23 protein-coding genes, 1 tRNA gene and 1 other RNA gene are annotated in these 24,870 nt (G+C 62.2%); 9 read left to right on the forward strand and 16 right to left on the reverse strand.

All coding sequences use genetic code 11. From position 1 onward, the window contains the following. Window positions 1-31: 31 nt before the first annotated feature. Window positions 32-244, reverse strand: coding sequence for a hypothetical protein (locus CAQU_RS08560; protein ID WP_075726924.1), 213 nt, complete (start codon window positions 242-244; stop codon window positions 32-34). A gap of 289 nt (window positions 245-533) precedes the next feature. Here CAQU_RS08560 and CAQU_RS08565 point away from each other — a divergent pair, with 289 nt between their 5' ends. Continuing rightward, window positions 534-1,778: a galactokinase family protein gene (locus tag CAQU_RS08565; RefSeq protein ID WP_075726926.1), complete on the forward strand. Its 1,245-nt coding sequence runs from the start codon at window positions 534-536 to the stop codon at window positions 1,776-1,778. Between the two features lie 120 nt (window positions 1,779-1,898). Here the strand turns inward: CAQU_RS08565 and rnpB are convergent. The 5 genes from rnpB to CAQU_RS08590 all read right to left on the reverse strand — a co-directional run bounded on the left by rnpB (window position 1,899) and on the right by CAQU_RS08590 (window position 7,015). After that, an RNA gene (gene rnpB, locus CAQU_RS08570) (RNase P RNA component class A) lies at window positions 1,899-2,360 on the reverse strand. Between the two features lie 11 nt (window positions 2,361-2,371). Further along, window positions 2,372-3,574: a bifunctional RNase H/acid phosphatase gene (locus CAQU_RS08575; protein ID WP_075726928.1), complete on the reverse strand. Its 1,203-nt coding sequence runs from the start codon at window positions 3,572-3,574 to the stop codon at window positions 2,372-2,374. Window positions 3,575-3,686: 112 nt separating this feature from the next. After that, window positions 3,687-4,397, reverse strand: coding sequence for a zinc ribbon domain-containing protein (locus tag CAQU_RS08580; RefSeq protein ID WP_075726930.1), 711 nt, complete (start codon window positions 4,395-4,397; stop codon window positions 3,687-3,689). A gap of 265 nt (window positions 4,398-4,662) precedes the next feature. Beyond that, window positions 4,663-5,796 (reverse strand): Nif3-like dinuclear metal center hexameric protein, encoded by a 1,134-nt coding sequence (locus tag CAQU_RS08585; protein WP_075726932.1) that lies wholly within the window; start codon window positions 5,794-5,796, stop codon window positions 4,663-4,665. A 118-nt stretch (window positions 5,797-5,914) separates the two neighbouring features. Beyond that, entirely contained in the window at window positions 5,915-7,015 is a 1,101-nt protein-coding gene (locus CAQU_RS08590) for an aminotransferase class I/II-fold pyridoxal phosphate-dependent enzyme (RefSeq protein WP_075726934.1), read from the reverse strand. A 70-nt stretch (window positions 7,016-7,085) separates the two neighbouring features. Between CAQU_RS08590 and CAQU_RS08595 the strand changes: the two genes are divergently transcribed. From CAQU_RS08595 to CAQU_RS08605, 3 genes are all read left to right on the forward strand, one after another. After that, on the forward strand, window positions 7,086-7,760 hold the full coding sequence (locus CAQU_RS08595; RefSeq protein ID WP_075728604.1) for an HAD hydrolase-like protein: 675 nt from the start codon (window positions 7,086-7,088) through the stop codon (window positions 7,758-7,760). Continuing rightward, complete coding sequence (locus tag CAQU_RS08600) at window positions 7,747-8,268, forward strand: low molecular weight protein-tyrosine-phosphatase (protein ID WP_075726936.1); 522 nt, start codon at window positions 7,747-7,749, stop codon at window positions 8,266-8,268. The genes CAQU_RS08595 and CAQU_RS08600 overlap by 14 nt, the downstream gene beginning before the upstream one ends. Window positions 8,269-8,393: 125 nt before the next feature. Further along, window positions 8,394-9,374, forward strand: coding sequence for an SURF1 family cytochrome oxidase biogenesis protein (locus CAQU_RS08605; RefSeq protein WP_169836035.1), 981 nt, complete (start codon window positions 8,394-8,396; stop codon window positions 9,372-9,374). Between the two features lie 36 nt (window positions 9,375-9,410). Here the strand turns inward: CAQU_RS08605 and cbiB are convergent, their stop codons facing one another. Together cbiB and CAQU_RS08615 are read right to left on the reverse strand one after the other, a co-directional pair. Beyond that, window positions 9,411-10,379 carry an adenosylcobinamide-phosphate synthase CbiB gene (gene cbiB, locus CAQU_RS08610; RefSeq protein WP_075726937.1) on the reverse strand — a complete coding sequence of 323 codons (969 nt, stop codon included), beginning with the start codon at window positions 10,377-10,379 and terminating at the stop codon, window positions 9,411-9,413. A 24-nt stretch (window positions 10,380-10,403) separates the two neighbouring features. After that, window positions 10,404-11,723 carry an acyl-CoA thioester hydrolase/BAAT C-terminal domain-containing protein gene (locus CAQU_RS08615; RefSeq protein ID WP_157108961.1) on the reverse strand — a complete coding sequence of 440 codons (1,320 nt, stop codon included), beginning with the start codon at window positions 11,721-11,723 and terminating at the stop codon, window positions 10,404-10,406. A 372-nt stretch (window positions 11,724-12,095) separates the two neighbouring features. Here CAQU_RS08615 and CAQU_RS08620 point away from each other — a divergent pair, with 372 nt between their 5' ends. Beyond that, window positions 12,096-12,953, forward strand: a complete 858-nt coding sequence (locus tag CAQU_RS08620; protein ID WP_157108962.1) for a hypothetical protein — start codon at window positions 12,096-12,098, stop codon at window positions 12,951-12,953. A gap of 160 nt (window positions 12,954-13,113) precedes the next feature. On the opposite strand, the gene CAQU_RS08625 is transcribed toward CAQU_RS08620, so the two are convergent. The 7 genes from CAQU_RS08625 to CAQU_RS08650 form a co-directional block, all read right to left on the reverse strand. Continuing rightward, window positions 13,114-13,332: a hypothetical protein gene (locus tag CAQU_RS08625; RefSeq protein WP_075726944.1), complete on the reverse strand. Its 219-nt coding sequence runs from the start codon at window positions 13,330-13,332 to the stop codon at window positions 13,114-13,116. Window positions 13,333-14,137: 805 nt separating this feature from the next. Beyond that, complete coding sequence (locus CAQU_RS12670; protein WP_157108963.1) at window positions 14,138-14,311, reverse strand: hypothetical protein; 174 nt, start codon at window positions 14,309-14,311, stop codon at window positions 14,138-14,140. A gap of 169 nt (window positions 14,312-14,480) precedes the next feature. After that, on the reverse strand, window positions 14,481-14,879 hold the full coding sequence (locus CAQU_RS08630) for a hypothetical protein (RefSeq protein WP_075726946.1): 399 nt from the start codon (window positions 14,877-14,879) through the stop codon (window positions 14,481-14,483). A 507-nt stretch (window positions 14,880-15,386) separates the two neighbouring features. Next, the gene (locus CAQU_RS08640; protein WP_075726949.1) at window positions 15,387-15,833 is read right to left on the reverse strand and encodes a hypothetical protein; all 447 of its coding nucleotides are present in this window, start codon (window positions 15,831-15,833) and stop codon (window positions 15,387-15,389) included. Continuing rightward, the gene (locus CAQU_RS13335) at window positions 15,770-15,949 is read right to left on the reverse strand and encodes a hypothetical protein (protein WP_483862389.1); all 180 of its coding nucleotides are present in this window, start codon (window positions 15,947-15,949) and stop codon (window positions 15,770-15,772) included. The genes CAQU_RS08640 and CAQU_RS13335 overlap by 64 nt, the downstream gene beginning before the upstream one ends. A gap of 225 nt (window positions 15,950-16,174) precedes the next feature. After that, a tRNA-Val gene (locus CAQU_RS08645) sits at window positions 16,175-16,247 on the reverse strand. Window positions 16,248-16,371: 124 nt separating this feature from the next. Beyond that, window positions 16,372-16,773, reverse strand: a complete 402-nt coding sequence (locus CAQU_RS08650) for a DUF3052 domain-containing protein (protein ID WP_075728608.1) — start codon at window positions 16,771-16,773, stop codon at window positions 16,372-16,374. Between the two features lie 867 nt (window positions 16,774-17,640). Here CAQU_RS08650 and aceE point away from each other — a divergent pair. Beyond that, window positions 17,641-20,376 carry a pyruvate dehydrogenase (acetyl-transferring), homodimeric type gene (gene aceE, locus CAQU_RS08655; RefSeq protein WP_075726952.1) on the forward strand — a complete coding sequence of 912 codons (2,736 nt, stop codon included), beginning with the start codon at window positions 17,641-17,643 and terminating at the stop codon, window positions 20,374-20,376. Between the two features lie 102 nt (window positions 20,377-20,478). Here the strand turns inward: aceE and CAQU_RS08660 are convergent, their stop codons facing one another. After that, entirely contained in the window at window positions 20,479-21,039 is a 561-nt protein-coding gene (locus CAQU_RS08660; RefSeq protein WP_075726954.1) for a MaoC family dehydratase, read from the reverse strand. Window positions 21,040-21,391: 352 nt separating this feature from the next. On the opposite strand from CAQU_RS08660, the gene CAQU_RS08665 reads away from it, so the two are divergent. The 3 genes from CAQU_RS08665 to CAQU_RS08675 all read left to right on the forward strand — a co-directional run bounded on the left by CAQU_RS08665 (window position 21,392) and on the right by CAQU_RS08675 (window position 24,839). After that, entirely contained in the window at window positions 21,392-21,991 is a 600-nt protein-coding gene (locus tag CAQU_RS08665; RefSeq protein ID WP_075726956.1) for a DUF4956 domain-containing protein, read from the forward strand. 83 nt (window positions 21,992-22,074) lie between these two features. After that, complete coding sequence (locus tag CAQU_RS08670; protein ID WP_281247957.1) at window positions 22,075-22,812, forward strand: VTC domain-containing protein; 738 nt, start codon at window positions 22,075-22,077, stop codon at window positions 22,810-22,812. Between the two features lie 122 nt (window positions 22,813-22,934). Next, window positions 22,935-24,839 carry a carbohydrate-binding domain-containing protein gene (locus CAQU_RS08675; RefSeq protein ID WP_084562952.1) on the forward strand — a complete coding sequence of 635 codons (1,905 nt, stop codon included), beginning with the start codon at window positions 22,935-22,937 and terminating at the stop codon, window positions 24,837-24,839. The last annotated feature ends 31 nt before the right edge of the window (window positions 24,840-24,870 follow it).

Raw genomic sequence — 24,870 nt, forward strand, 5'->3', positions numbered from 1 at the left:
ATGGCCGATAGTGGTGTGTTGAGGCTGGGGTTTACTTTTCCCAGGAGGGCTTTTCGCCCCAGTCTTCGCCGGCCTCGTCGTAGGCTTCTGCTTCTTCGACGCGCTTTTCGGCGATCTCGAGAGCTTCGCGGGCTTCGGCCTCGGTGTCGTAGGGGCCCATGCGGTGGGTGGAGTCAAAGACGAGTCCCTGAGCAACCTCGCCGGTTGCGGTGTTGTAGTACCACTTGTTGTCTTCGCTTGCCATCGTGTGTTCACGCTCCTTGAGAGGAAAGGGTTTATCGCCCCCATCCTAGTTGGTTCTTTCATTGGGGGGGCGCAACCACCGTTGGGATTCTTGGTTCAGGGTCAGCGCGTTCTCGGGCAGAATGATTCGATAGAGTCTTTAAGGATTGGATGTGCCGGTAGGAATCGCATCTGCAAGTGCAGATGGTCTATGCGCACCGATAGCCGTTGATTTGTGACGGCTTTGGTGCAGCCAGCACGAATGCCGATCATGATTTTTGTTTTTGTTTTGTCGGCGTAGAGGAGCCCCCATGCCAGCGAGCACCCATCGAACTTTGGCCGATGTGCAACAGGCAGCACGGGCCGCCCACCGTGAGCACTTTTCGTCCACGCCATCGATGTGGGCTGCGGCGCCTGCGAGTTGGTTTGCCATCGGTGAGCACACCGATGCAGCCGGCGGTGTGGTGGTGTGTGGCCTGACTGAGTGCGGTGTGGCTGTGGCGGTCACTCCCCGCAGCGACCAGGTGGTCAACGTGGTCTATGTTGATGCCTCCGGCGCTGAGACGGTGTCCCAGGCGTCGCTGGCTGAGGAGCAGCCTTTTGGGGTGGCTGCACCGACGTACGCGGGGGAAGCGGCGTTGGATTGTGCCCGCCGAATTGCGGGGCTGGTTTCCACCGCCACGGGCCGGCAGTTGATTGCTCGCCAGATTCGTGGCGCGGATGTCACGGTGGTGTGCGATATTCCTGCCGGCGTTGGCCTTGGGGAGCGGGCCAGTGTGGAATGCGCGGTGTTGCTGGCGATGGCGATGTCGACGAAGGATCGGGATGAGGCGCCGATTCGGGCGCGCCTGGTGGAGGTGGCGGTCTCCGCTGCGGCGAGCTACTCCCCGGAGCCGCCGGTGCGGGCCCGGTATACCGCGATCATGCGGGGTGCGCCCGGTAGTTTGCAGGTTATCGACTATCACGATGGGTCGCTCACTCATACTCCCCACTTGGTGGATGCGGGCTGTGTTCCCTTCCTGTTGGCGCTGCCCGATGCTGCTTCGTCCCAGGTGGATGTGGCCGAGCTGCGGCAACGGGTCAGTTTTGTGCAGGATGCGTCGAAGGCGTTCGGGGTGGAGTCTTTGCGGCATTTGCCCGATGCCTCTCCGCGGGTGACTGCGTGGCTGGCGGCGATGCATGGCGCGCAACGTGGCAATGGGCTGCCCAGTGCGGATAAGGCGAATGCGTGGCTGGATTTCTTCGAGGTGGAAACCACCTACGCCACGGATTTCGTGTCTTCGATTCGTTCCCGCCGCCATAACGCCGCGGTTACCAACATTGATCGTTCCCGGGAGGCTACCGCCGGCGCCTTGGGGCTGGCGTCTCAGGTTTCGTCCTTGGCGGAACTTGCCCGCCAGTGGGGTGCCGATGCGGCGCGCCCAGCTGCTGCGGGCTTGTGTTCTGCGGTCATCGGCTACGCGCCGGCGTCGACGGTGGAGGACCTTTCTCAGCGCGCACAGGAGCACAATTTGCGCTTCATCGTGTTGTCCCCCGGCAGCACGGTCGCAGGATAGTCATTCCCGCACATTGTCTCCCCCTGGGTGCTTCCAGCGTGCGGGGAGCAGAGGTGAAAACACCCCGCCGTGAAGATCCCTTTTTTAGGGATGTCACGGCGGGGTGTGTTGTTTTGGGGCGACTGCACAGCCCCTATAAGCCGGATTCTGTTCGGCCACACGTTGGTGGCGTCGGCGATCATCCATCTAGGGGCACCATTGCTGGTGCCCTCAAGCTGCCTACCTGCGCGCGTTGCTGGCGAGTGCCCAGCCCCGCAAGCCGGTGAGGGCTTGCGGTGTGCGCGCACGCGTCACGTTCAACGTGTCGCGTCTTGGCATTGCTCCCGGTGGGGTTTACCTAGCCAGCCCAGTCACCTGGGCTGCTGGTGCGCTCTTACCGCACCGTTTCACCCTTACCCCCTCCCGCCGTTGGGGCGGTGGGGGCGGTCTGTTTTCTGTGGCACTAGCCCGCAGGTCACCCTGGGTTGCCGTTAGCAACCACCGTCACTCTTGAAGCGGAGTCCGGACTTTCCTCGACCGCTGGCCACCAGCAACGCTGTGGTTGTTGGGGTTCCATCAGTCGCGATCGCCCGGGGTTGATGCAGTCGCGGCGTTTACTCTACCCCACCGTCGGCGTGGAGATGAGCGGTCTCCCCGACGAGGCGGACGCTGGTGGGGCCGTCGGCGTAAAACTCGGCGATAGATAGGCTTGCAAGGTCGAGGTGGAGGCAGTGGTAGATGCTGGGTCCGGCATCGAGCCCCAGGCGGATGAGGCCTTTGATGGGGGTGACGTGCGAGACGACCAGCACGTTGGTGGCGCCACAGGTGTCGATGATCTGGCTGAGGGTTTTCTTTGCTCGCCGGTAGGCCTGCTGGAGGCTTTCCCCGCCGGGTGGGGCGACGGAGGTGTTGGTGAGCCATTCGGTATGGGTTTCTTCGTCGGAGGCGCGAGCCTGGGCGAAGGTGAGTCCTTCCCACGATCCGAAGTCGAGCTCGCGCAGATCGTCGAGGGTGATGACGTCGAGGCCGAGTTCTTCGGCGCAGGCTGCGGCGGTTTGTTGGGCGCGCAGTTGGGGGGATGCCACGATGTGGGTGATGTTTTCTCCCCGCAGGCGCCTGGCTAGGGCGCGGGCCTGGGCCTGCCCGGTGTCGTTCAAGGGCGGGTTAGAGTTGCAACCGCTGTAGACCCCTTTGACGGAATCGGCGGTTTGGCCGTGACGGGCCAAAAATAGGCGGGTGGGGGTGGTGGTGGCGCCATTCCAGGCGGCCGGTGATTTTGCGCCGCCGGCGCCGGGTTGTGTGCTGTTGTCGGCGTTGGCTTTGTCGCCAGTGTCGCCAGTGTCGCCGTGTGGGGCGTTTGTGCGGGCGGGCTGGGCTGGGGGGTGGGTTTCGATCATTCCGACTGCCGCACCTTGTGCCCCGGCATCCATGGCTTTATTGGCGAGCTCGTCGGCGCGGGAGTTGTTTTTGCGGGGTACCCATTCGTAGGTAACCTGCCCGATTTGGGTGGCGATGGTGCGGCATTTGAGGGCCAGTTCGCGCATGTCGGGGTGTTTGATTTTCCAGCGCCCCGACATTTGTTCAACTACCAATTTGGAGTCCATGTACACCGCCACGGAGCTTGCGCCGCGCTCGAGGGCGGCGTTAAGCCCGTTGAGTAGGGCGTGGTATTCGGCGACGTTGTTGGTGGTGCTGCCGAGGTATTCGCTGATGCGTTGAATTACTTCGGTTTTGTCGGCGTTGAGTACCACCGTGCCGGCGCCGGCAATTCCGGGGTTGCCGCGGGAGCCACCATCGGCCTCGATACACAGGTGCATGAAAAACCTCCGTGGGGGTTGGGGGCGAGAAAAAGGGAGAAAGAAGAAAACGGTCGCACCCCACAGTGTGTGGTGGGGCGCGACCGCGTAAAAGCTGCGGTTGTGTTCTAGCCTAGCTTTCCCGGATGAGAAGCGAGCCGCACTCAGGGCAGCTGGGCAGTTCATCGGCGGGGTAGGCCATGATTTCCCGGATGGCGTTCGGGGCGAGGATGACATTGCAGCCGCGGCAGATCCGCCCGGTGAACAACGCGGCCCCTACGCCTAGGTCTTCGCGCTGGGTGTCGTATTCCGCGAGGACTTCGCTGGGGAGTTGGTCGCGGAGGGATTTGATGTGGGCTTCCCGCTCGGCTTGGGTGGCGTCGGCGGCGTCGCGGGCCGCGTCCAGGGCGCGTTTGGCAGCGGCGATTTTTTCATCCAGTTCGTCGCTGTGGGCGCCGGCGCTGCCTTCGTTGAGGTTGTGGGCGGCGATGCGACGTTCCACCTCGACGCGCTGTTGCTGCAGTTTTTCGAGCCTGCGGCGGGTGGAGATGAGGTCGTGTTCCAGGTCGCGGCGGGTTTCCTGGTCGAGGGTGGCGCCAAGGCCTTTGATGTTGGCTTTTTCGCGGCGTTGGAGTTTCGCGATGTCGGTGTCGATGCGTCGCAGTTCGGTTTCGGTGTCTGCGGCACGCATGTGGCTGGCGGCGTGGCTGTCGCGCAGGCGGGCGCGCTCGGCGATCAGCTGGCGGTACTGCTCTTCTTCCGGCAGGTCTTGGGTACCGGTGCGCTGCACATCGGCGGTGGCCAATTGCAGCAGAATGCGCTGTGCATCGGGACGAAGCTTCACGAAGTGTTGTCCTTGTTCATCAAACCGACCACGCACGAGGCGATAAGTGCTGTGCGGGTGCTACGAAAAAAGTTGTGGGTCATGCGTGACTCGAAGACACACAGATGACACCGTGGTGGTGCCCGGTGAGGCCATGGTGGCCCCGAAGTATTTAGCCTAGTCCTGCGCGGCACGGGGGCAAAAGCCCCTGAAGCTGCGCCGGGGCGGGCGAGCCGGGGTGCAGCCCACCTGGTGGTGGGCCGCACTGGTGGCCGCGCGGCGTGGGTTAGCTGCTGCGGTGCGCGGAGATCTTCCAGGGGTCGGTGCGGATGTCGATGATGGTGGTTTCAACATCGGCCGCCTCGGAAACTACCTGTTGTGCCTGGTAGACCCAGGGGAATTCGCTGGCCCAGTGGGCGGTGTCGATGACTGCAGGGCCGCCAGCTCGGAGGTATTCGTCGACCGGGTGGTGGCGCAGGTCGGAGGTGAGGAGGCAGTCCACGTCCATGTTTTTCACCGTGTCCAGGAAGCTATCTCCGGAGCCTGAGGCGACTGCGACGGTGCGGATCATCGCATCCGGGTCGCCGGCGGCGCGGACTCCCCATTCGGTTTCCGGCAGCCGGTCGGCGACCCGCTGGGTGAATTCCCGCAGGGTCATCGGCTGGTCGAGGGTTCCCACTCGGCCGATGCCTAATGCTTGGTTGGGGTCTTCGACCGGGGCTTGGGCGACCACGTCGAAGGCGGGTTCCTCGTAGGGGTGTGCCTGAAGGATGGCCGCACGGATGGCTTCCCGGCGCGAGGAGGGGGCGACGAAGCTGAGTCGGACTTCTCGGGCGAGGTGGCGGGTGCCGATGGTGCCGGCGGTGGGGTTGGCGCCGGGTAGGGGCGTGAATTGTCCGGTGCCTTCGACTTGGTAGGCGCATTCTGCGTAGTCGCCGATGGTTCCGGCGCCGGCGGCGAAGATTGCGTCGTGGATGGCGCCGACTGCTTCTGGGGGGACGTGGACGCCCCAGAGGTCGTTGGTGCGCGGGGTTTTGGGTGCTAGGGGTGCGCCTGGGGTGATGCCGAGGATTTCGGCGAGTTGGTCGTTGACGCCGGGGCGGGCGGAGTCGGCGTTGGTGTGCGCGGAGAATAGGGCCACGTTGCCGGTGATGAGGGTATGGATGACTTTGCCTTTGGGAGTGTCGGCGGCCACGCTGGTCACGCCCCGCATCAGCAGGGGGTGGTGGACGACGAGCATGTCGGCGCCGCAGGCGACGGCGTGTTCTGCGACTGCTTGGGTGCAGTCGAGGGCGAATGCGACTTTGCGGACTTCGGCTGCGGGGTCGCCACAGACTAGGCCGACTGCGTCCCAGGATTCGGCCAGGTGGGGCGGGTAGGCCTGGTCGAGGATGGTGCGGATGTCTCCTACTGTGGTCATTGTTTTTGTCCTTGTCGGTGGTGGCTGGGTGTGGTTTTGCCCCGGGCGGTGGGGTGGTGTCTAGCTGCCCATCCTAAACTCTGTGGGTTTTTCGCGGGGTGGTGTGTGCTGGGGTGTTTTAGGCGGCTGGGAGCTGTGTGAGGCAGGCGGCGAGTTGGTGGCAGAAGTCGTCGACTGAGTCTTGGGGGCGCACTGCGAGCCGCCACCAGGTTTCGTCGAGCCCGGGGAAGGTGTCGCAGCGTCTGATGGCCACTCCGCGCTGTTTCATGGCGATTCGTATGTGGCGGGCGGTGGTGGCGTCCCAGGGTAGTTTGAGCAGTACGTAGGGTGCGTGGGAGTGGGTTGCGGGGTGGATGTCGAATGGTGCGAGCGCGTTGATGAGGTAGTCGCGCTGGGTGGCGATTTCGGTGGCGATGTGGTGGAAGTCGTTGGCGGTGTGGTGGTGGGCTACCCATTCGAAGGCGGCGAGTTGCAGGCTGGAAAGTGGCCAGTGGGGGCGGCGGGCTGCCATGGGTGCTAGCAGGGTTGTGTCGGCGATGAGGATGCCGCAGCGCAGTCCGGCGAGGGCGAAGGTTTTGGTGAGGCTTCTGAGCACCACGACGTCGTTTCTGGTGGCGGCCAGTGGCAGGGCGGTGGTGATGGTGGTGGCAACATCGGCGAAGGCTTCATCGATGACGGTGATGGCGTGGGGGATGATGCGGGTGATGGTGTCGACGAGGGTTGTGGGGTCGACGGTGCAGCCGGTGGGGTTGGCGGGGTTGCCGATGATGACCAGGGGGCGGGAAAGGTTTGCTGTGGGGGTGGTGTGTACGGCCTGGGTGAGGCTGTCGTGCAGGAGGTTTTGGGTGTAGGGGGCGGGGAGCACCACTTTGGTGAGTGGTACCTGTTGGTCTGCCAGGGTGTCTTCGGGTTCTGAGAATCCGGGGTGGATGATGAAGGCGTGGGTGGGGTTGAGTGCGCCAAGCAGGCTGAAACCTTCTGCGGCGCCGGCGGTGAGCATGGTGCGTTCGGCGGGAACCGATAGCCAGTTCGCTATGAGTTGGTGGGCGGCGTGGTTGCGTTGGGCGTTGGGGTAGCTGCCCAGGGTGTGCAGTTCTTGGGTGAGCGCTGCCAGTAGTTCGGGTCCGGGTGCGGATGCGCGGACGTTGACGGCGAAGTCGAGCCTGGCGCCGAGGGCGTCAGTGTCGCCGTGGTGGCGGCGGGGGGTGGTTTCGTGCACGGGCGCTCATTTTACCGCCGGGCGGCTGGTTGTCGGCGCGGTGGCTTGGCCTGGTGGCACACTGGTGCTTATGCGAGCAGTTTTGATGGACGTTGATGGCACGATGATTGATTCTTATCCGGGGGTGGTGGCGAGCTATTTGGCCGCTTTGGAGCAGGTGGGGGCGTCTCACCCGGAGGCTAAGCCTTTGCGGCAGGTGTTGGGGCCGCCGATGGTGGAGTCTTTCGCGGAAGCCGGGGTTGTCGGCGCGGATATTGAGAAGGCGCGTCAGGCGTATATGGATGCCTATCGGGCTGATGGGTGGACGAATGCTTCGGCCTATGAGGGGGTGGGTGATTTTTTGCAGGCGATGAAGGATCAGCAGGTGGTGTTGGCGACGGCGACGTCGAAGGGGGATTTTTTCACCCGGAAGGTGCTTGAGCGGGCTGGGCTGTTGGATTTTTTCGATGTGGTGGCGACAGCGGGCATTCCGGGGGTGCGGGAGTTTCCCACCAAGGCGGATGTGGTTGGTGATGCGGTGGCCCAGGTTCGTGCGGTGGCGGCTGCGCGTGGGTTGGATGCGGATGAGCCTATTGATTTTGTGATGGTTGGGGACCGTCATCACGACATCAGTGGTGCGAAAACTCATGGGATTGACACTGTTGCCGCCACGTGGGGCTATGGTGATGAGGCTGAGTGGGCGATGGCCCGCGCACGCGCAAAGGATTTTAGTGAGTTGGGAAGGGTTATCGATGGGCTCTGGTAGTCGCAGCGATTTTGAACGCACGGAATCCGTGTATGTGGTGTTTGTGTGCACTGGCAATATTTGCCGCTCCCCGATGGCCGATGTGATGTTTGCTGACGCCATCGATGATGCCGGTCTGGCTGATCAGGTGAAGGTAGCTTCGTGCGGTATGGGTGGCTGGCATGTCGGTCAGGGCGCGGATCGTCGCGCGGTTGCCCAGCTGGCAGCGTTGGGTCACGATGGCACCCGCCACCGGGCGGCCCAGTTGGGTGCCCAGCACGAGGATGCTGACTTGTTTGTGGCTATGGATAGTGGGCACGTGCGTGGTTTGCGGGATGCGGGGATTTACCCGGAGAAGATTCGCTTGCTGCGTAGTTTTGATCCGCAGTCGCCTGCCCGCGCGGAGGTGGCTGACCCCTATTACGGCGATGACAGTGGTTTCGTTGAGGTCGGCGAGCAGATTGAGGCGGCGATTCCTGGTTTGTTGGAGTGGGTGCGCACCGAGTTGCAGGATTCTTCCGACCGCTAGCTGCCTGCTTTCTCCCCCACTGCCCTGGTGCGTTCTGCGCGCGGGCGGTGGGGGTGTGCTGTGTTGTGGGCGCATGGGGTGCGTTGGGGTGAGTGTGGTGGCGGTGTCGACTAGACTTGGGCGCCGTGTCCAAGGTGCTAAAAGTTTTTGCCAAGCCCGGCTGGGTGATTACCGCTGTGGCGGTGATTGCGTTTGCGTATCTTGCGTTTACGGTGTTGGCGCCTTGGCAGTTGGGCAAGAATGCCCGTACCAGCGAACGCAACCACAATATTGAGATGGCTTTTGAGAAGGCCCCGCAGCCGGTGGGGGATGTTTTCGCGGCTGATGGTTCTTTGAAGGTCAATGAGTGGACGCGGGTGGAGTTGCGCGGTCATTATGTGCCGGATGCGCAGGTGTTGGTGCGGATGCGCCCGATTGATGGCCAGCAGGCGTATCAGTCTTTGTTGCCGTTTCGTAGCGATTCTGGCCAGGTGTTGATGGTCAATCGCGGTTTTGTTCCGGCGACTCCGAACGTTGCCCCGGTGGTGCCGCAGCCGCCCAGTGGCGAGGTGTCGGTGGTGGGTTTTGCTCGCGCAAGCGAGCAGGTTCCGTCCAATCCCCCTGTGCAGCGCGATGGTTTCACCCAGGTCAGTGGTATTTCCACGGAGGAAGTGTCGGGGCTGACGGGGATGGATTTGGGCCGTGATTATGTGCAGTTGGCGCAGGATCAGCCGGGTGGTTTGACCGCTATTCCGCTTCCCCAGTTGGAGCCTGGCCCGTATTTGTCTTACGGCATTCAGTGGATTGCTTTTGGCATTATGGCGCCGTTGGGCTTGTTGTATTTCATCCGGGCTGAGCTGAAAGAGCGGCGCGAGGACGAGTTGTTGGCTCAGCAGGCCTCAACTGCTGCGGATGCGGCCCCGGCCGCTGAGGGCGCAGTACCCACCCAGGAGTCGGCCGCTCAGGCCAGTGAGGCCTCTGATGGTGCTGCTGATGAGAGTGCTGCGGTATCTAAGGCTCAAGCGCCGTCGGAGGATTCGCGCCAGGCGCCGCCGCGTCGGCGGGCGCGCTATGGGGGCCGGCAGGATCATTTCCGCCATATCAGCGACGATCAGCAGCGCTTTTAGCGCCTGCTGTGGGGGCGTTGGGGTGTGGTGCGCGGATTAGTTGAGCAAGTCGCGGATGAATCCGATAAGGATGACGGCGGTCATGGCGTCGAGTGTGGCGCAGCCTTCGGTGAAGCGGGCGAGGGTGATGGCGTCGGCGATGGTGTTGGTGGTGGGGGCGGGCCCGTAGCCGAGTTCGGGGCGGTGTTCAACGCCGTGGGCGTAGACGGTTTTTCCGCCCAGGGTGACTCCCAGGGCGCCGGCGGCGGTGGCTTCGACGGGGCCGGCGTTGGGTGAGGGGTGGCGGCTGGCTTGGGTGCGCCAGGCGTTTTGGCTGTGTGTGCCGCGCCCGACGAGGTAGGCGTAGCCGAGGTGGTAGCAGGCGGTGATGCGGGCGGGGAGCCAGGCGAGCAGGTCGTCGCAGCGGGCGGCGGCGGTGCCGAAGTGCCGGTAGGTGTCGTTGCGGTAGCCGACCATGGCGTCGAGGGTGTTGACTGTGCGGTGGAGGACAACTCCGGGGGTGCCGAGGATTGCTGCCCACACGATGGGGGCGATGGTGGCGTCGGAGGTGTTTTCTGCCAGGGATTCCACGGTGGCGCGCGCCATGCCGACTTCGTCGAGCAGTTGCGGGTCCCGGGAGCATAGCCACGGCACCCAGCTGCGGGCGGTGTCGATGTCGTGTTCGTCGAGGGCTTTTTTCATGTTGGCCCCGGTGTTTTCCAGGGTGCGGGCGCCGATGGCGGCCCACAGGGCGGGGATGAGGCTGAGGTTGGGCCAGGCGCGGGAGATGAGGAGGCTGGCGGCCATTGGGGGGATGGTGGTGGCGGCCAGGTAGGCGAGCCCGGCGCTAAAGCTGTCGCGGTAGAGGCGTTTTTCGACCTTGGTGGCGTAGGTGCCGAACCAGGCGACGGGGTGGTGGCGGCTGGGGTCGGCGATGAGCCGGTCGGCGAGTACTCCGGCGGCGATCGCAGCGGCGCGTTTGAGGGCGCGTCGGCGGTGGGGGTGTGTGGTTTTGGGGGTGTTCATGCGCTGTCTTTGTTAACGCTGGGGTTAGTCCGTGCTGTGTGGGTTGGTTGGGGTGGGGGTGGGTTCGCGGAGGGCGTCGAAGGCGCTGCGCAGGAAGCTGAGGGTGTTGGTGCGGCTGGAGATGGCGGCTTTGCCGCGCCCGGCGGGGGTGCCGCCGACGAGGACGCGGTGGCCGTAGAGGCTGGCGGTTTTGGTGTGGGGGATCCCGGTGAAGGTCATGGGGTAGCCGACTCCGTAGCCGGCGTTGTGGTAGTCGACGGCGAAGACGTTGTCGTTGAGTCCGCGGAGTTTTTCGACGATGCGGTCTTGGGAGGAGTGGGAGTGCCAGACGGGGTCTTCGTCGCCGGCGGTGAGCAGCAGTGGGCAGCTGATGTTTTCGACTTTGATGCGGGCGGCGGTGACGTCGTCGTGGGCGCGGGCCGAGTGGTAGTACTCCCCTAGTTGCCAGGGTTTTCCTTTCAGCGCGGGTTGGATGAAGGCCCGCCAGTCGGAGCCGGCGTCTTTGATGCCGGGGGCGGTTAGGGCGGTGGTGTCGAAGTGGGGTTGGGTTTCTGGCTGGTCGTCGTCGGCGATCCAGGTGGGGTGGGAGCCTTTGCGGCTGGGCTGTTGGGTGCGCACGTCGCTGGGGCTGTGGGCGACGACTGGGCCGGTGTGGTTGAGGGTGCTGGCGATCATCAGGGCGAGTTCGGCGCCGCGCCCCACCCCGATGATGCCTAGCGGCAAGGTGGTGTCGATGCCGGGTAGTCGGGTGAGTCCGCGCAGGTGTTTGCTGATGTTGCTGAGGTTGCGTGGGGTGTTGTCGGCGGGCACCCAGTTGGCGGCGATGGCGACGAAGCCTTCGCCGGCGAGTTCTGCTGCGGCGGCGTTGCAGGCGGTGCCGGTGGCATCACCGATGAGCAGGACTGCGGGGTGCTTGGCGTCCCCATCGGGCAGGTAGACGGTACCGCCGCCGAGGCTGGCGGGCGCGTTGTCGAGGGCGTGGATGCCGCGGGGGAAGTGGCGCTGGGCTTTGGCCTGGAGCCCGGGCTGCCCGCTGGTGCGGACGGTGACGGTGAAGGTGATGGGGGTGGTGTCCCGGAGGGTGAATTCGTTGCCGTCGCCGGTCATGGTCCACAGGATTCCGGCGGCGCTCGGCGGGGTCCATTCGGCGCTCAGTGGCAGGGTGTGGGTGGTGCTGACGGTGCCGTCCGCGCCGACGGTGAAGTCATGCTCGCCGGTGAATGTTTGGCCGGCGTGGTCGGTGGTGGCCACAGCGATCCGCACCGTTGTCCCGGGTTCGGCGTCACCCACGATGATTTCAAAGGGGGAATTGATGGGGCTCAGCGGTGGGACTTCCAGGTACATGTTCACCGATTCTAGTGCCCTTTTTTAGCTGTGGCAGGCAGCTTGGCTGGGGGTGTTTGCCACCACTATGTCCACCCGTGTGCTGACAATGAGCTGGTGGTGTGTTGGTGCGCACCGGTGGCGCGGTCATGACGAAGACGGGGCAGCAACCAGCGGGCGGGCGCCATGCCGCGGGGGTGGTTTAGGGGGTGGTGGGTTGTTTTCAGCGCGACAGATAGGGGTTTACCTGAGGTTGATATTAGAGTGGGCTGTGAAAAGTAGGTGCATCACCAGCTTTAGTCGCGTTGATCCGGTATGCGGATGCAAGCGGCTTGGGTGGTGGTGCGGTTGATATTAGCCCCCGTTGTGGTGGGCAGGGTTCGTGGAGTCGTTGTGTTTCGCTCAAGCAAGACTGCGGTAGTCGCCTGTGGCGTTGTGGCTGCGTGCGCGCTGGTGGCGGGGTGTTCCGAACAGGCCACCGAGTCGGCAGCCACCAGCAGCGCGGCAGCGGTGCTGGCGCCGATGACGTCTGTTTCCGTCGATGACCTCGCCGCAGAGCGCGCCGATTCGCAGGTAGTTGGCCCCAATTCTGATGTGGAGCTGCCGACCTCGGCCCGCAAGATTGAGTGCCAGCATTTCGCGGTGAATTCCGACGGGACGGTGCAGCAGCCGATCGACCGGGGGCCGGTTAATTTTGTGGCGCTGGATGAGTCTTTTTCCAAAGGCCCGCAAGTGACGTTTTATCTCAACGATTTTTTGCCCGCCGACTTCACCGCCACCGTAGTAGAGATCGCAGGCTCACCGACGGATGAATCCACCGCCCAGGATCAGCAGAATCCGGCGGTGCGCCGGTTGATCGTCCAGGATGCGCAGCAGCGGGCGAATTATTTGAAAAAGGGCACTCAGAACCTGACCATCGTGGGTGATTTCTACACCCTATCCCCCGACCAGGGGCGGGTGGCGTTGGTGATTCCCAACCAGCAGTCCGAGCTATTTACCTTCGATCAGCACACGGTGGCGGCGTTTATATCCGGGGAGCAGATGAGCCGTTGCTCGATGAAGCAGACCCCCGCAGCCGAGCCCCAGCCTAAGGAGGAGGGGCAGGAACAGCCAGCGCAGCCGCCCGCCGAGGCAGCTGAGCAGGAGCCGGCGCAGGACTCGCCACAAGACCAGTCAGATCAGCAGCACGATGACCAAGGCGGTGACCCACAGCCGGCAGCCGATGAGGCGACAAACGGCGAGGGTTCCTAAGCATCAGCCACGTAAGTACGCATCTGCCGCGTGCACACAACAAAGGACACCAAAAAGGGCTTGGCCTGGCCGAGAAAAACTTCGGCCAGGTCAAGCCCCTTGTCGCGCTTTGCCCACCTAGATCAAGTTGGTGCCTTCACAGGCGGGCGTTGCCTGCGCTCTATCCGGCGAGCCTTTCATCCTCATACAGTGAGGTTAATTCGCTCTGACAATAGGGGTCGTTGTACTTGTTGACCCGATAGAACAGGTCTTCTGGGTTGCGACGGCTGCCACGTCCGCCCAGTGCCGGACGACGGTGACGGTTGGCCACCTTGGTGTCATCGTTGAAGTCGATGATGGTGGCGTGGCGACGGTTGGTGTGAGTGCTGGAGGTGTTCATGACGTTTAACCTATGAGCCCTTTCTGGGGATTATCTGGCAGGAAACCGGTAAGTCAGTTAGGGGTTCACTGTCTATTCGCCGGAACGCAAGATGAGGGATGTGGCGCTGGTTGCGTGCCCAATGGGTGTGCAACCCCGCATGGATTATTAGGTAATTACCTTTGACTCTTAGCCTACTCAACATAAATCCCTATATCTACTGCTAAGTAGCTATATATGGAATTGCGAATCCTTATTGAATACCCCTGGCGGTATCGGCTCACCGCCACCAGCCAGCACAAATAGGAAACCTGCAACAATCACACCACATAACAAAAAGACCCCAATAAGTGTCGGAGATCATATCCGCCCGCCAGCTCAACCCCACACAAAACCAGCCCACCACCACGAAACCCACCCCCTCACAACCAAAAACCCACGCCCTCCTGCACCTGCAACTCCCCTAATCCCCCAACCGGCCCCGCAAGCAATACGCCCCATACGTACCGCGCCACCAATGCAGACTCACCCCACGAACACACACTTTCACGCACAGCCCCTCATCTAAGTGCACCCGGCCAGCGCAGACATCTAAGGTCAGCCCTGATGGGGTTCGAACCGCCGACCCGCTGGGTGTCAACCGAGGTTGATTTCGACGGCCTAGTGGGCGGCAACCGTCAGACTTTCATCCGGCCACCGCACCTGGCCCCCGCCAGTCTTTAAACCATCACACTTCAGCCGATTCCGGTTCCAGGACGGCCCACCGCCGCTTTGCGGTCAGCTTTTCCTTGGCGACGGTTTTGGCCTGTTTGGCGACCTGCCGAAGCTAGTTGCGCCCCGCGCGGTACTTTGCGGCTTCGCGGCGGACGTTTTCCAGCTCACGCTGGTAGTCCTCCACGCTCATCTGGGGCTTGTCGCCCCGAGTGCCGGCCGGGGCCGAGTCGGTAGTTTTTGCGGCCACCTCGTCCGGGGTGGGGGTGCTGTCGGTGGTGGTATCCATGGCTCATCCTCCTGGGATGACTGGAAAACAATGGTCAAAGGGCATAAAGAAAACCCCACAGTTGTGGGGGTTAGCTGCTTCACAAGGACTCGAACCTGCACAAACCCACGGTCTGGGCTGTGAAGCACAAACCCACCCCCGTAGTGAGGGTGGGTTTAAAAGCTGGCTCTCAAGAGACTGACATCGCGGTTTGGTCAATCACATAGATGTCCGTCTCGTCGTCAAAGGGAAGGTCGGGTTCAGGAAAACGCTCAGTCGGACGGTACCTGTTCGGCGTCTCCTCGGATTCATAGGCCGTGAACAACTCCCAATCGAAAGGAGTGGCAGCACACAACCAGTCATAAAGACTTTTAACGTGCACGTACGCGCCAGGATCTTTCGGCGACTGACCCAGAATGTTGATGTTCAGGGAAACCGATCGGCGGCCGTCTTCAACCTCCACGATGGAGTCGCCGAACGAAAAAACCGACGTCTCTATAGGAGCCAGAAGTGGGCAGGCGTCAAGCACCGTCTTGACCTGACCGTTCTCCAACAGCTCTTGAGAATCAAGCGCAAAACTATTGCTCACCCGACACCACCTCCATCAGAGTAGTAAATCTGTCCGTCCGAACCACCAACAATTACCCAATCAAAGAGCCCCTCGAAATCCATGGCGAACTGAGCTAACGCTTTCTGCACGTGACAGTCATTGACACGGTCTTTCCCGTGCAAGCTGACGTAAACGACTCGCGCCAGCTGCGGTCCTTCACGCATCGTACGCCGGAACGATCGAGGCGAGTTCCCTTTGGGAGTCTTCAGCTCAACAACCACGCCATCAGCGATAACGTCCAGGGTTTTCCGTACTCCCTTCCGGCCCCCAGCTTAAGCACCTCAGTCACGCCCAGTTTTAGCAGCTGCTTCATTTGATGCTGCTCAGCATTGATCCGGTGAGCCTCATTCACGTTCGGGTCGTTTTAGTCTTGCTGCGCAGCTGATCGCTCGCTAAGTCAACTTCGCCAGGATGGGTAAACCTATTTCGGACAAGCCCCATTGAGAGAAGCTTGGCACGCGTGGGAGGCGGATCTGCGGGTTTCACCTATTGCGAAACACCAGTTGGCCCAACATACACCGCGTCTGCTGGAAGCCAATGGCCCATGGAGGATGAATCGAACCGCGCGCCTTCCGCGTCGATAGGATCCGGCCAAGCCCTCGCCCCAGGAGATGGACCGAAGGCTTTACGGGGTTCTTCTTCGCTCGGCTCACTTTGGCCGCCACCACCTGTGGGCGGCATCGGCGACTTCGGGGGCTTACCTCCCCCACCAGCCGACGCCCGGCGCACCTCAAGCTCCTTCAGCGCCATCGCCGGGGCCTGGGACAAATCCACACCCTCCGGCAAATCACGCTCACCATTCGGGTGAGTCAAACGCACGTGCGCGCACCACAACTCCGCCTTATCGACGTTGCCCGGCGCGCCACGCATCACCGCGTTCCACTCGTCCTGCAGCACCTGGTTAATTTCCGGTAGGTCCTCACCAGGGCGCACCAAACGCGCCTGACAATCACAGTGGCCGTGATACCGCTGCGCCTCGGAGAAGAGTTGACCTTTTCCTTTGCGCCGACCGTGCTGGCGGAGTACACCGCGCCACGCGACGCCAGCATCAGGCAGAAGGCGCAGGCCTTAGGCCCCGGCACCCGCACGCATCACACAACACGTCCCCCGCACGCATGGCCTCCGACGCCACAGCATGCCCATGCGCACCCACCACAGCAGCAAACATGCCCGCGCCCGCTTCTTGGGGCTTAACCCCCTAACCCTGACGTGGGATTGTCGTGGGATTGGAAAAAGCCACTTCTCACGTTTCGTGAAAAATGGCTTTGACTTTGTGCGCCCTGACGGGTTCGAACCGCCGACCTGCTGGGTGTAAACCAGCTGCTCTTCCAGCTGAGCTAAAGGCGCGCGATAAACCGCACAGTCGACGGGAGTCGACGCAGCAGTTTAAGCAACGAGGAGATATCTTAGCACGCCGCAGCCGCGGCGCCATATCCCAAGCTAGTAGGCGCACTGAGCGCCACCGTGGCTGCTAGCGGCCGCCACCTTTGACCATGCAGGCCCCCTGCCAATCGCCGAGACGCTCAGAGGTGGTCTGCACCATGCCGGCGGTCTGCGCGGCCTCCTGGATAACGCCCGGATCGATCGAACCCGGCTTGCCAGCCCCCGGAGACACCAGCCAGACGCGACCATCGTCGCTCAGGGAGCGCAAAGAATCGACCAGACCATCGGTGGGGTCGCCATCTTCCTTGCGCCACCACAGCAACACCACATCGACCATCTCGTCGGTGTCCTCGTCGAGAAGCGCATCGCCGATGACATCCTCAATGGCCTCACTGATAGCCGTATCGCAGTCTTCGTCCCAGCCCACTTCCTGAACCAGATCCTCGGCTTTGATGCCCATCAGGCCTGCGTAATCTTGGGCGGCGATCATGCCTGCGCGCGAAGCGTCAGCCACAGTGTTTGTTCCTCCTTGGGTGTCACCGTCAAACGGTGGTGAAAGTAAAAAGAAAAAGCTGCATGATACATATTCACTTCACACAGCATGTTTACTTTTCACACCCTACCCTGAACCCCTGCCCACATTCAGCAACACGTGGCCAGGTCAACAAACATTTTTCGCCCCACACCCGGCGACACCGCAGGGCAACCCACCTTTCTCCCCTACCCGCACACAGCAAAGACAACGCATACGCCCGGGGGTAAAACACATCCCGGCAGCAGGCCGACTGCACAGCCTCTACCTGCATAGATAAGCCTGACTATAGGAAACTGGCTTACCCCCATTAGAGTTAGACAGGACGTGCACACGTAGCGCGCAGCATCGACACCGCGTAAATCCCACATCCTGGGATCACAGCGTCGATGTTTCGTGCTGGTCAATCCCACCCACGACGCAGCCCACGGGAGTTGGAATGAGTAAAAAACCGACTCCCCCACCCATCCCCGATGGCCGCAGCCGCAGCCATCGTGGCCGGTCGTGCGGGATCTGCCGTCGTGACGGCTATCTTGGCGCGTATCATCGCGCATAAAGTGCGGCACATGTGTGCCGACAAAAGTCTGTGACGTGACGCTGTGACCACCACGTGCCGACACACGCTTTCTCCTAGCACCCCTGTTTTTTACGAGGGGGACGACAAACAACAGGGGTGCGTGGTTTTTCGGCACGTGGCTGCGCTGTGACATCACACCCGTGTTTGGGCCCGCCACGAGGCGGTTCCATGCCGGGAACTCAACGAAATTTTGTTGATGCGCAGGTGCAACGACACACAATGTTTTTACCTACTAGGAGGATCTGCCCATGGCCGACACCGAGCCCCGCAACCCCCAGGATGACAGCAACTTTGCCCTCATTCGTGACGGCGTTGCTTCTTACCTGAATGACTCCGACCCGGAGGAGACCCGCGAGTGGCTGGAGTCCCTGGACGGACTACTGGACCGCTCCGATCTCGAGCGCGCACGCTTCCTCATGCTGCGCCTGCTTGAGCGCGCCACCGCCAAGCGCGTCCCGCTGCCGCCGTTGACCAGCACCGACTACGTCAACACCATTCCGACCTCCATGGAACCGGACTTCCCCGGTGACGAGGCCATCGAGAAGCGCTACCGCAAGTGGATCCGCTGGAACGCAGCCATCATGGTGCACCGCGCGCAGCGCCCCGGCATCGGCGTCGGCGGCCACATCTCCACCTACGCATCCTCCGCACCGCTGTACGAAGTCGGCATGAACCACTTCTTCCGCGGCAAGGATCACCCGGGCGGCGGCGACCAGATCTTCTTCCAGGGTCACGCCTCCCCCGGCATGTACGCCCGCGCCTTCCTCGAAGGCCGCCTCAGCGAAGACGACCTCGACGGCTTCCGCCAGGAAGTCTCCCGCGAACAGGGTGGTATGCCCTCCTACCCGCACCCCAAGTGCATGCCCGACTTCTGGGAGTTCCCGACAGTGTCCATGGGCCTGGGCCCGATGGACGCCATCTACCAGGCGCGCTTCAACCGCTACCTGCACAACCGCGGCATCAAAGACACCTCCCAGCAGCACGTGTGGGCCTTCCTCGGCGACGGCGAAATGGACGAGCCGGAATCCCGCGGCCTCATCCAGCAGGCAGCCGTGAACAACCTCGACAACCTCACCTTCGTCGTCAACTGCAACCTGCAGCGCCTCGACGGCCCGGTGCGCGGTAACACCAAGATCATCCAGGAGCTCGAATCCTTCTTCCGTGGTGCCGGCTGGTCCGTCATCAAGGTCGTGTGGGGACGCGAATGGGACGAACTGTTCGAAAAGGACAAAGAGGGTGCCCTCGTTGACCTGATGAACAAGACCACCGACGGCGACTTCCAGACCTTCAAAGCCAACGACGGCGCCTACGTCCGCGAGCACTTCTTCAACCGCGACCCGCGCACCGCGAAGCTCGTGGAAGACATGACCGACGAAGAGATCTGGCGCCTGCCGCGCGGTGGCCACGACTACCGCAAGATCTACGCCGCCTACAAGCGCGCCATGGAAACCAAGGATCGTCCCACCGTCATCCTGGCCCACACCATCAAGGGCTACGGCCTCGGCCACAACTTCGAGGGCCGCAACGCGACCCACCAGATGAAGAAGCTCACCCTCGACGATCTGAAGCTGTTCCGCGACAAGCAGCAGATCCCGATCTCCGACGAAGTCCTCGAAAAGGACCCCTACCTGCCGCCGTACTACAACCCCGGCAAGGACTCCGAGGAAATCAAGTACATGCTTGAGCGTCGCAAAGAACTCGGCGGATACCTCCCCGAGCGCCGCGACACCTACAAGCCGCTGCCCGTGCCCGCCCTGGAAGACCTCAAGATCCTGCGCAAGGGCTCCGGCAAGCAGGAAGTCGCCACCACCATGGCCGTGGTGCGTACCTTCAAAGAGCTCATGCGCAACAAGGAACTCGGCGAGCGTTTCGTCCCGATCATTCCCGACGAAGCCCGCACCTTCGGCATGGACTCCTGGTTCCCCACCCTGAAGATCTACAACCCGCACGGCCAGAACTACATCCCGGTCGACCACGACCTGATGCTGTCCTACCGCGAAGCAATCGACGGCCAGATCATGCACGAAGGCATCAACGAGGCCGGCTCCATGGGCGAATTCATCGCCGCCGGCACCTCCTACGCCACCCACGGCGAAGCCATGATCCCGCTGTACATCTTCTACTCGATGTTCGGCTTCCAGCGCACCGGCGACTCCGTCTGGGCCGCCGCCGACCAAATGGCCCGCGGCTTCCTGCTCGGCGCCACCGCCGGCCGCACCACCCTCACCGGTGAAGGCCTGCAGCACATGGACGGCCACTCCCCCATCCTGGCCGCCACCAACCCCGGTGTCGTCTCCTACGACCCGGCATTCGCCTACGAAATCGCCCACCTCGTCCGCGAGGGCATCGACCGCATGTACGGCGAAGGCCGCGGCGAAGACGTCATCTACTACCTGACCATCTACAACGAGCCCACCCCGCAGCCCGCGGAGCCGGAAAACCTCGACGTAGAAGGCCTGCACAAGGGCATCTACCTGTACCAGGCAGCCGAAGGCGGCGACAAGGTCGTCAACCTCATGGCATCCGGCATCGGCATGCAGGCAGCCCTGAAGGCCGCCGAGATGCTCGACGAGCAGTACGGCGTCAAGGCCAACATCTACTCCGTCACCTCCTGGTCCGAGCTCGCCCGCGACGGCCAGGCACGCGACAAGGAACAGCTGCGCAACCCGGCCGAAAAGGTCGAGCAGCCCTTCCTCGCCAAGCAGCTCGACGGCGCAACCGGCCCGTTCGTCGCCGTCAGCGACTTCGCCACCGACCTGCCGGAAATGATCCGCAAGTGGGTTCCGGGCGACTACACCACCCTCGGCACCGACGGCTTCGGCTTCTCCGATACCCGCCCGGCCGCCCGCCGCTTCTTCAACACCGACGCAGAATCCGTCGTCGTTGCAGCACTGGCCGGCCTGGCACGCGAAGGCAAGTTCGACCTGGATGCCGTCCAGAAGGCCGCTGAGGAATACAACCTCTCCGACCCGACCAAGGCATAACCCACGCCTTAACCACCAAATGCCTCTGGGGCACCTTCACACCGAAGGTGCCCCAGAGGCATTTTTATGTCCTCCCCACCACACAGGTCCCTGATACAGCTCTTACTGGCCCTCGATCGCGCGCGCAGTGCGCTCATCAATCACCGGTTGCACCGCTTCCGCCCCGGCAGGCCCGCACCCACGCTTAAATACCAACAGGGTGCGCTCACAGGTCATCACCACCGTGCCATCTTGCCGATAGCCCATGGTTCGGACCCGCACGATTCCGGCATCTGGGTGGGATGCCGACGGGCGTACCTGGAGCACCTCGCTGCGGGAATAGAGCGTGTCTCCCTCAAACAGTGGGTTGGGGCACCGCACCCGATCCCAGCCCAAATTCGCCTTGATCCGCAGCGATAAGTCGCCCACTGATTGCCCGGTGATCACGGCCAGAGTGAAAGTGGAATCAACCAGGGGCCTGCCCCAGGCCGTGCCCGCACTGTAATGCGCGTTGATGTGGAGTGGGCCTTGATTTTGGGCGATCAGACTCGACCAGATGTTGTCGGCCTGGGTAATAGTTCTGCCCAAAGGATGCACAAAGACATCTCCTACGGAGAAATCCTCAAAGCTACGCCCGGCAGGAATAGCAGACGGCTGCGTGGGAGGCACGTTATCGCTACACATAGCCAATAGGCTATCGGCTTTTTGCCAGCACAAACCCCGAAAGTTCAAAAAATGCTTGCAACGCCGGACAAAATCCCATCATTGCCGGCAAAACCGCAGAAAACCACCAGGAAACACCGTCAATTTTCGACCGCTTTCTCCCAGCAAAGCTCTACAGAATAGTTCTCAAGCGCCGCAGCAATCCCAGCGCAAAACACCCACCAAGGGTGAGATCCTGGGGGCGGCGTGAGGCCGGCTCCCGAGACATTTCCGGCACCATCCACCCACCGTTAACCAAACATCAACCCCACATCATGTGGACTGGCAGTACCTGCCCGGTGGGCGAATGATATGAAAGCCCGAGGCCCCTTAAATGGTTCCCTCTGACCTCCTTGTTCCCGCCATCGACGCGGCCGCCATCGCGGCCCTCATCGGCGGATGTTATCTCCCCCGCCACAAGCGTGGCGATCTTGCTGTCGCCCTGGCAACAGTAAACGTCGGCGTCTTTGCCGTCACCCACGTATTGTCCTCCGATACGGTCGGCACCGGGGTGGGGTTAGGACTTTTCGGAGTCCTCTCCATCATCAGGTTGCGCTCTACCGAAATTTCCCAACGCGACGTCGCCTACTATTTCGCAGCACTGGCCGTAGCTCTTTGTGCGGGACTATCCCCCACCCCGCTGCTGGCCTGTGTGCTGTGTACCGCCGTGGTGGCGGTCATCGCAGTCCTTGACTCCTCCCGCGTTCTTCCCACCACGCACCCCATCACCTTGGTTGTCGACGAAGCCATCGGTGATGACAGCGAACTTGCCCGCCGCGCCGAGATGGCGCTTGGTCAACCGGTGAGTTCGGTACAGATCACCAAACTTGATCAGGTCAATGATCTCACCCACATTGTGGCGTTGGTGTCGGATACCGGTGTTGCACGCGGTTCGCATGCGCGGCTGCGCCCGGCTGTTTCTGCACGCGCATGAGCGCGCTACTCCAGGCCCCGGGCTCTGCCTGTGCGGTCATAGCAGAGAGCGTTAACGGTTTCGACCAGGTCGATCTTGCAGGCATGAATGCTTGCGCGCGTTTGCAAACACGGGTGGATCGCAAATATGTCCTTCCTGCAGCCAGCGTCGCGGACATAGTTGCCGCCGTGGATCGCGCCGTTGGGGTGCGAGTGTTGGATGTTGATGGTTGTCGAGTGCAGCCCTATGAGTCCTGCTACTTCGACACCCCAGATGGCGTGTTATTTCGGCAGGCGAGCACTGCTCGGCGGCGCCGAATGAAGGTGCGCCTGCGGCACTATGCCAACTCTTCGGCGTGTTTTGCTGAGGTGAAACTTCGCGGCGTGCGTGGGGTTACGGCGAAATCTCGTGTGCCGTGCGCGGTGGATTTCCCCGCAGTTGGTGCCGGGTTTTCCCTCGGCGACCTCGATGATGCTGCCTCGGCGTGGGTCACAGATGAGGTGCGCCGGTGCGAGTTGATAGTGGCCGATGAGTTATCGGCTGTGTTGTGGGGCGGCTACCACCGCGCAACATTGCTGGTGGGCGACGGCCAGCAGCGCATGACGATTGATGCTGGTGTGTCTTTTGCTGATGCGCATGGTGCTGTGTGCGCTCCTGATGCCGTGGTGGTGGAGACCAAGTCTGGCTCAAAGCCCGGTGCTGCCGATGTGGCGTTGTGGCGTGCGGGGTTTCGCGATGTCCGCTTGTCGAAATTTGGGGTGGGGATGTGCGCGCTCAATCCTGGGGCACCAAGTAATCGTTGGCGCCGTGGAAAGGGCCTGTTGGGGCTAGTCGCGGTGTAGTTCACAGCCAAAAGCTGTTTGTTTGTTTTTCTTCTTTTCCTAGCCGAGGTGCCTGTTGTGCATTTCTCGGCGAGTCCATTGTGCCGTGTCCTGTGACTGGGACCGGCGTGAAAGGTTTTGTCATGTTTTCTTTGTCTTCTCGTCGTAGTTTTTCTCACCGCGCCGCTGCCGCTGGTATCGCCGTTGTGTTGGCGATAGGTGTTGCAGGGTGTGAGTCCGAAAAGGTCAGCAGCGCGGTGGTATCGGTACCAGCTGCGTCTGCTAGTAGCTCTTCTGGCGTAGCCTCCCATAGCGATGCGGTGGGGGTGGTGTCCGATGTGGATGTTGCGGCGCAGGATTTTCCTGCGGCTAGTGAGGACGTGCGTGAGCTTCCAGCTTCTGCTGAACAGGTAGTGATTTCCGAGGGTGGTACCTACCGGTTGAGTGGTGCGTATCCGGCCGGCGTGCGGGTGAGTACCAAAGATCCGGTTGTGTTGATCGTTGATGGTGCAAGCGTTGGTTCGCAACAGTTGGATGCGGCTGCGCTGCAGGCCGATGGGGTGGTGACTGTGGTGGCACGTGGTGAAGGCAATTCTTTTGCCTCAGGGGGCTCGCATGCGGTGTCTTCTGAAGCGGCGGTGGCGTTGACCGGTGATGGTGCGGTGAAGCTTCTTGGCGCAAAAGATGGGGTTCATGCCGCAGGCCAGGTGTTGGTCGATGGCCCGTCGATTGTGGTGACTGCCGATGATGATGGTTTGTCTAGTGATGCCAGCGTGTTGGTGGCCAGTGGTGAGGTGACTGTGTCGGCGCAGCAGGATGGGGTGAAGGCATCTTCGGACAAAGATGATTCTGAGGCGGGGACGTGGGTGGCGATCACTGGTGGAAAGGTGTCGTTGACGGTGGGCGATGATGGTGTGGTGGCTGACAATGTGGTGGCAACTGGTGGCGAGATAGCTATCGTTGCTGGTGGGGGCCATAGCAATGCGGCGGCACACCAGGAGCAGAATCAGCCACCGGCAGGCGGTGTTCCGGGTGGGCCGTTAGATGAGTTTGGGGATGGGCCGGCAGGTGATGTGCGCCCGCCGGAGCCGCCGGAGGGTTTTGGGCACCGGCCTGTAGAAGGTGAACAAGTACCGGATGGGTCCGCTGCGCCGCAGGCACAGGGTCACAAGCAAGTCCAGGACCAGGCCCCGGCGAACCCCCAGGAACAGTCGCTCGAGTCCGATTCGAGCGGGGATTCGGATGAGTCGAAGTCGAAGGGATTTTCGGCTGAGCATGATGTGCTGTTGGGTGGGGCGAGTGTGTCGATTGACGCTAGTGATGACGGTATTCATGCCGCCCATGGGGTGCGGGTTAGTGGCGGCAAGCTGGATATCGCCGCCGGCGATGATGGTATTCATGCCGATGGGGCTCTGGTCATCGACGATGGTGAGGTGACGGTGTCGGATAGCTATGAGGGGCTGGAGGCACCGCAGATTTACGCCACTGGTGGCACCTCTTTTGTGACGGCCTCTGATGATGGGTGGAATGCGTCCGCAAGTGATGATGCGTCCGCGCAGGTGGGGGTGTGGATTTCTGGTGGTTCCCACACGGTCGATGCTGGTGGGGATGGTGTTGATGCGAACGGTTCCATTGAGCTTTCCGGTGGCAGCCTGGTGGTGAATGGTCCGGAAAATAACGGCAATGGTGCGCTTGATTACGATTCGGCGTTGACGATTTCTGGTGGTCAGTTGTTTGCGTTGGGTTCCGAGGGCATGGTGGCGGATCCGTCCGATGGGTCTGCTCAGGGTTGGATTAGTGCGAGCGCCTCGGGTGCTGCGGGGGCGGTGGTGCGGGTGCTGGATTCTTCCGGCACGGTGCTGGCCACGGGTACGGCCCAAAAGAGTTTTGCGCACGTGCAGGTCAGCGCTTCGGGGATGGTTGCTGGCGCGTCGTATACCGTGGAGGTGGATCAGGGTGGGGATACGGTGTCGACGACGGTTGTGGCCGGCCAGTCCAGTGGTGGGCACATGATGCCTGGTGGCCCGGGCCAGCAGCGCAGCCGCTAGTGGCCGCTATAGGCGGGGTGAGTGCAACACG

It is taken from the genome of Corynebacterium aquilae DSM 44791 (assembly GCF_001941445.1).
In the GTDB taxonomy this organism is placed as follows: Bacteria; Actinomycetota; Actinomycetes; order Mycobacteriales; family Mycobacteriaceae; genus Corynebacterium; species Corynebacterium aquilae.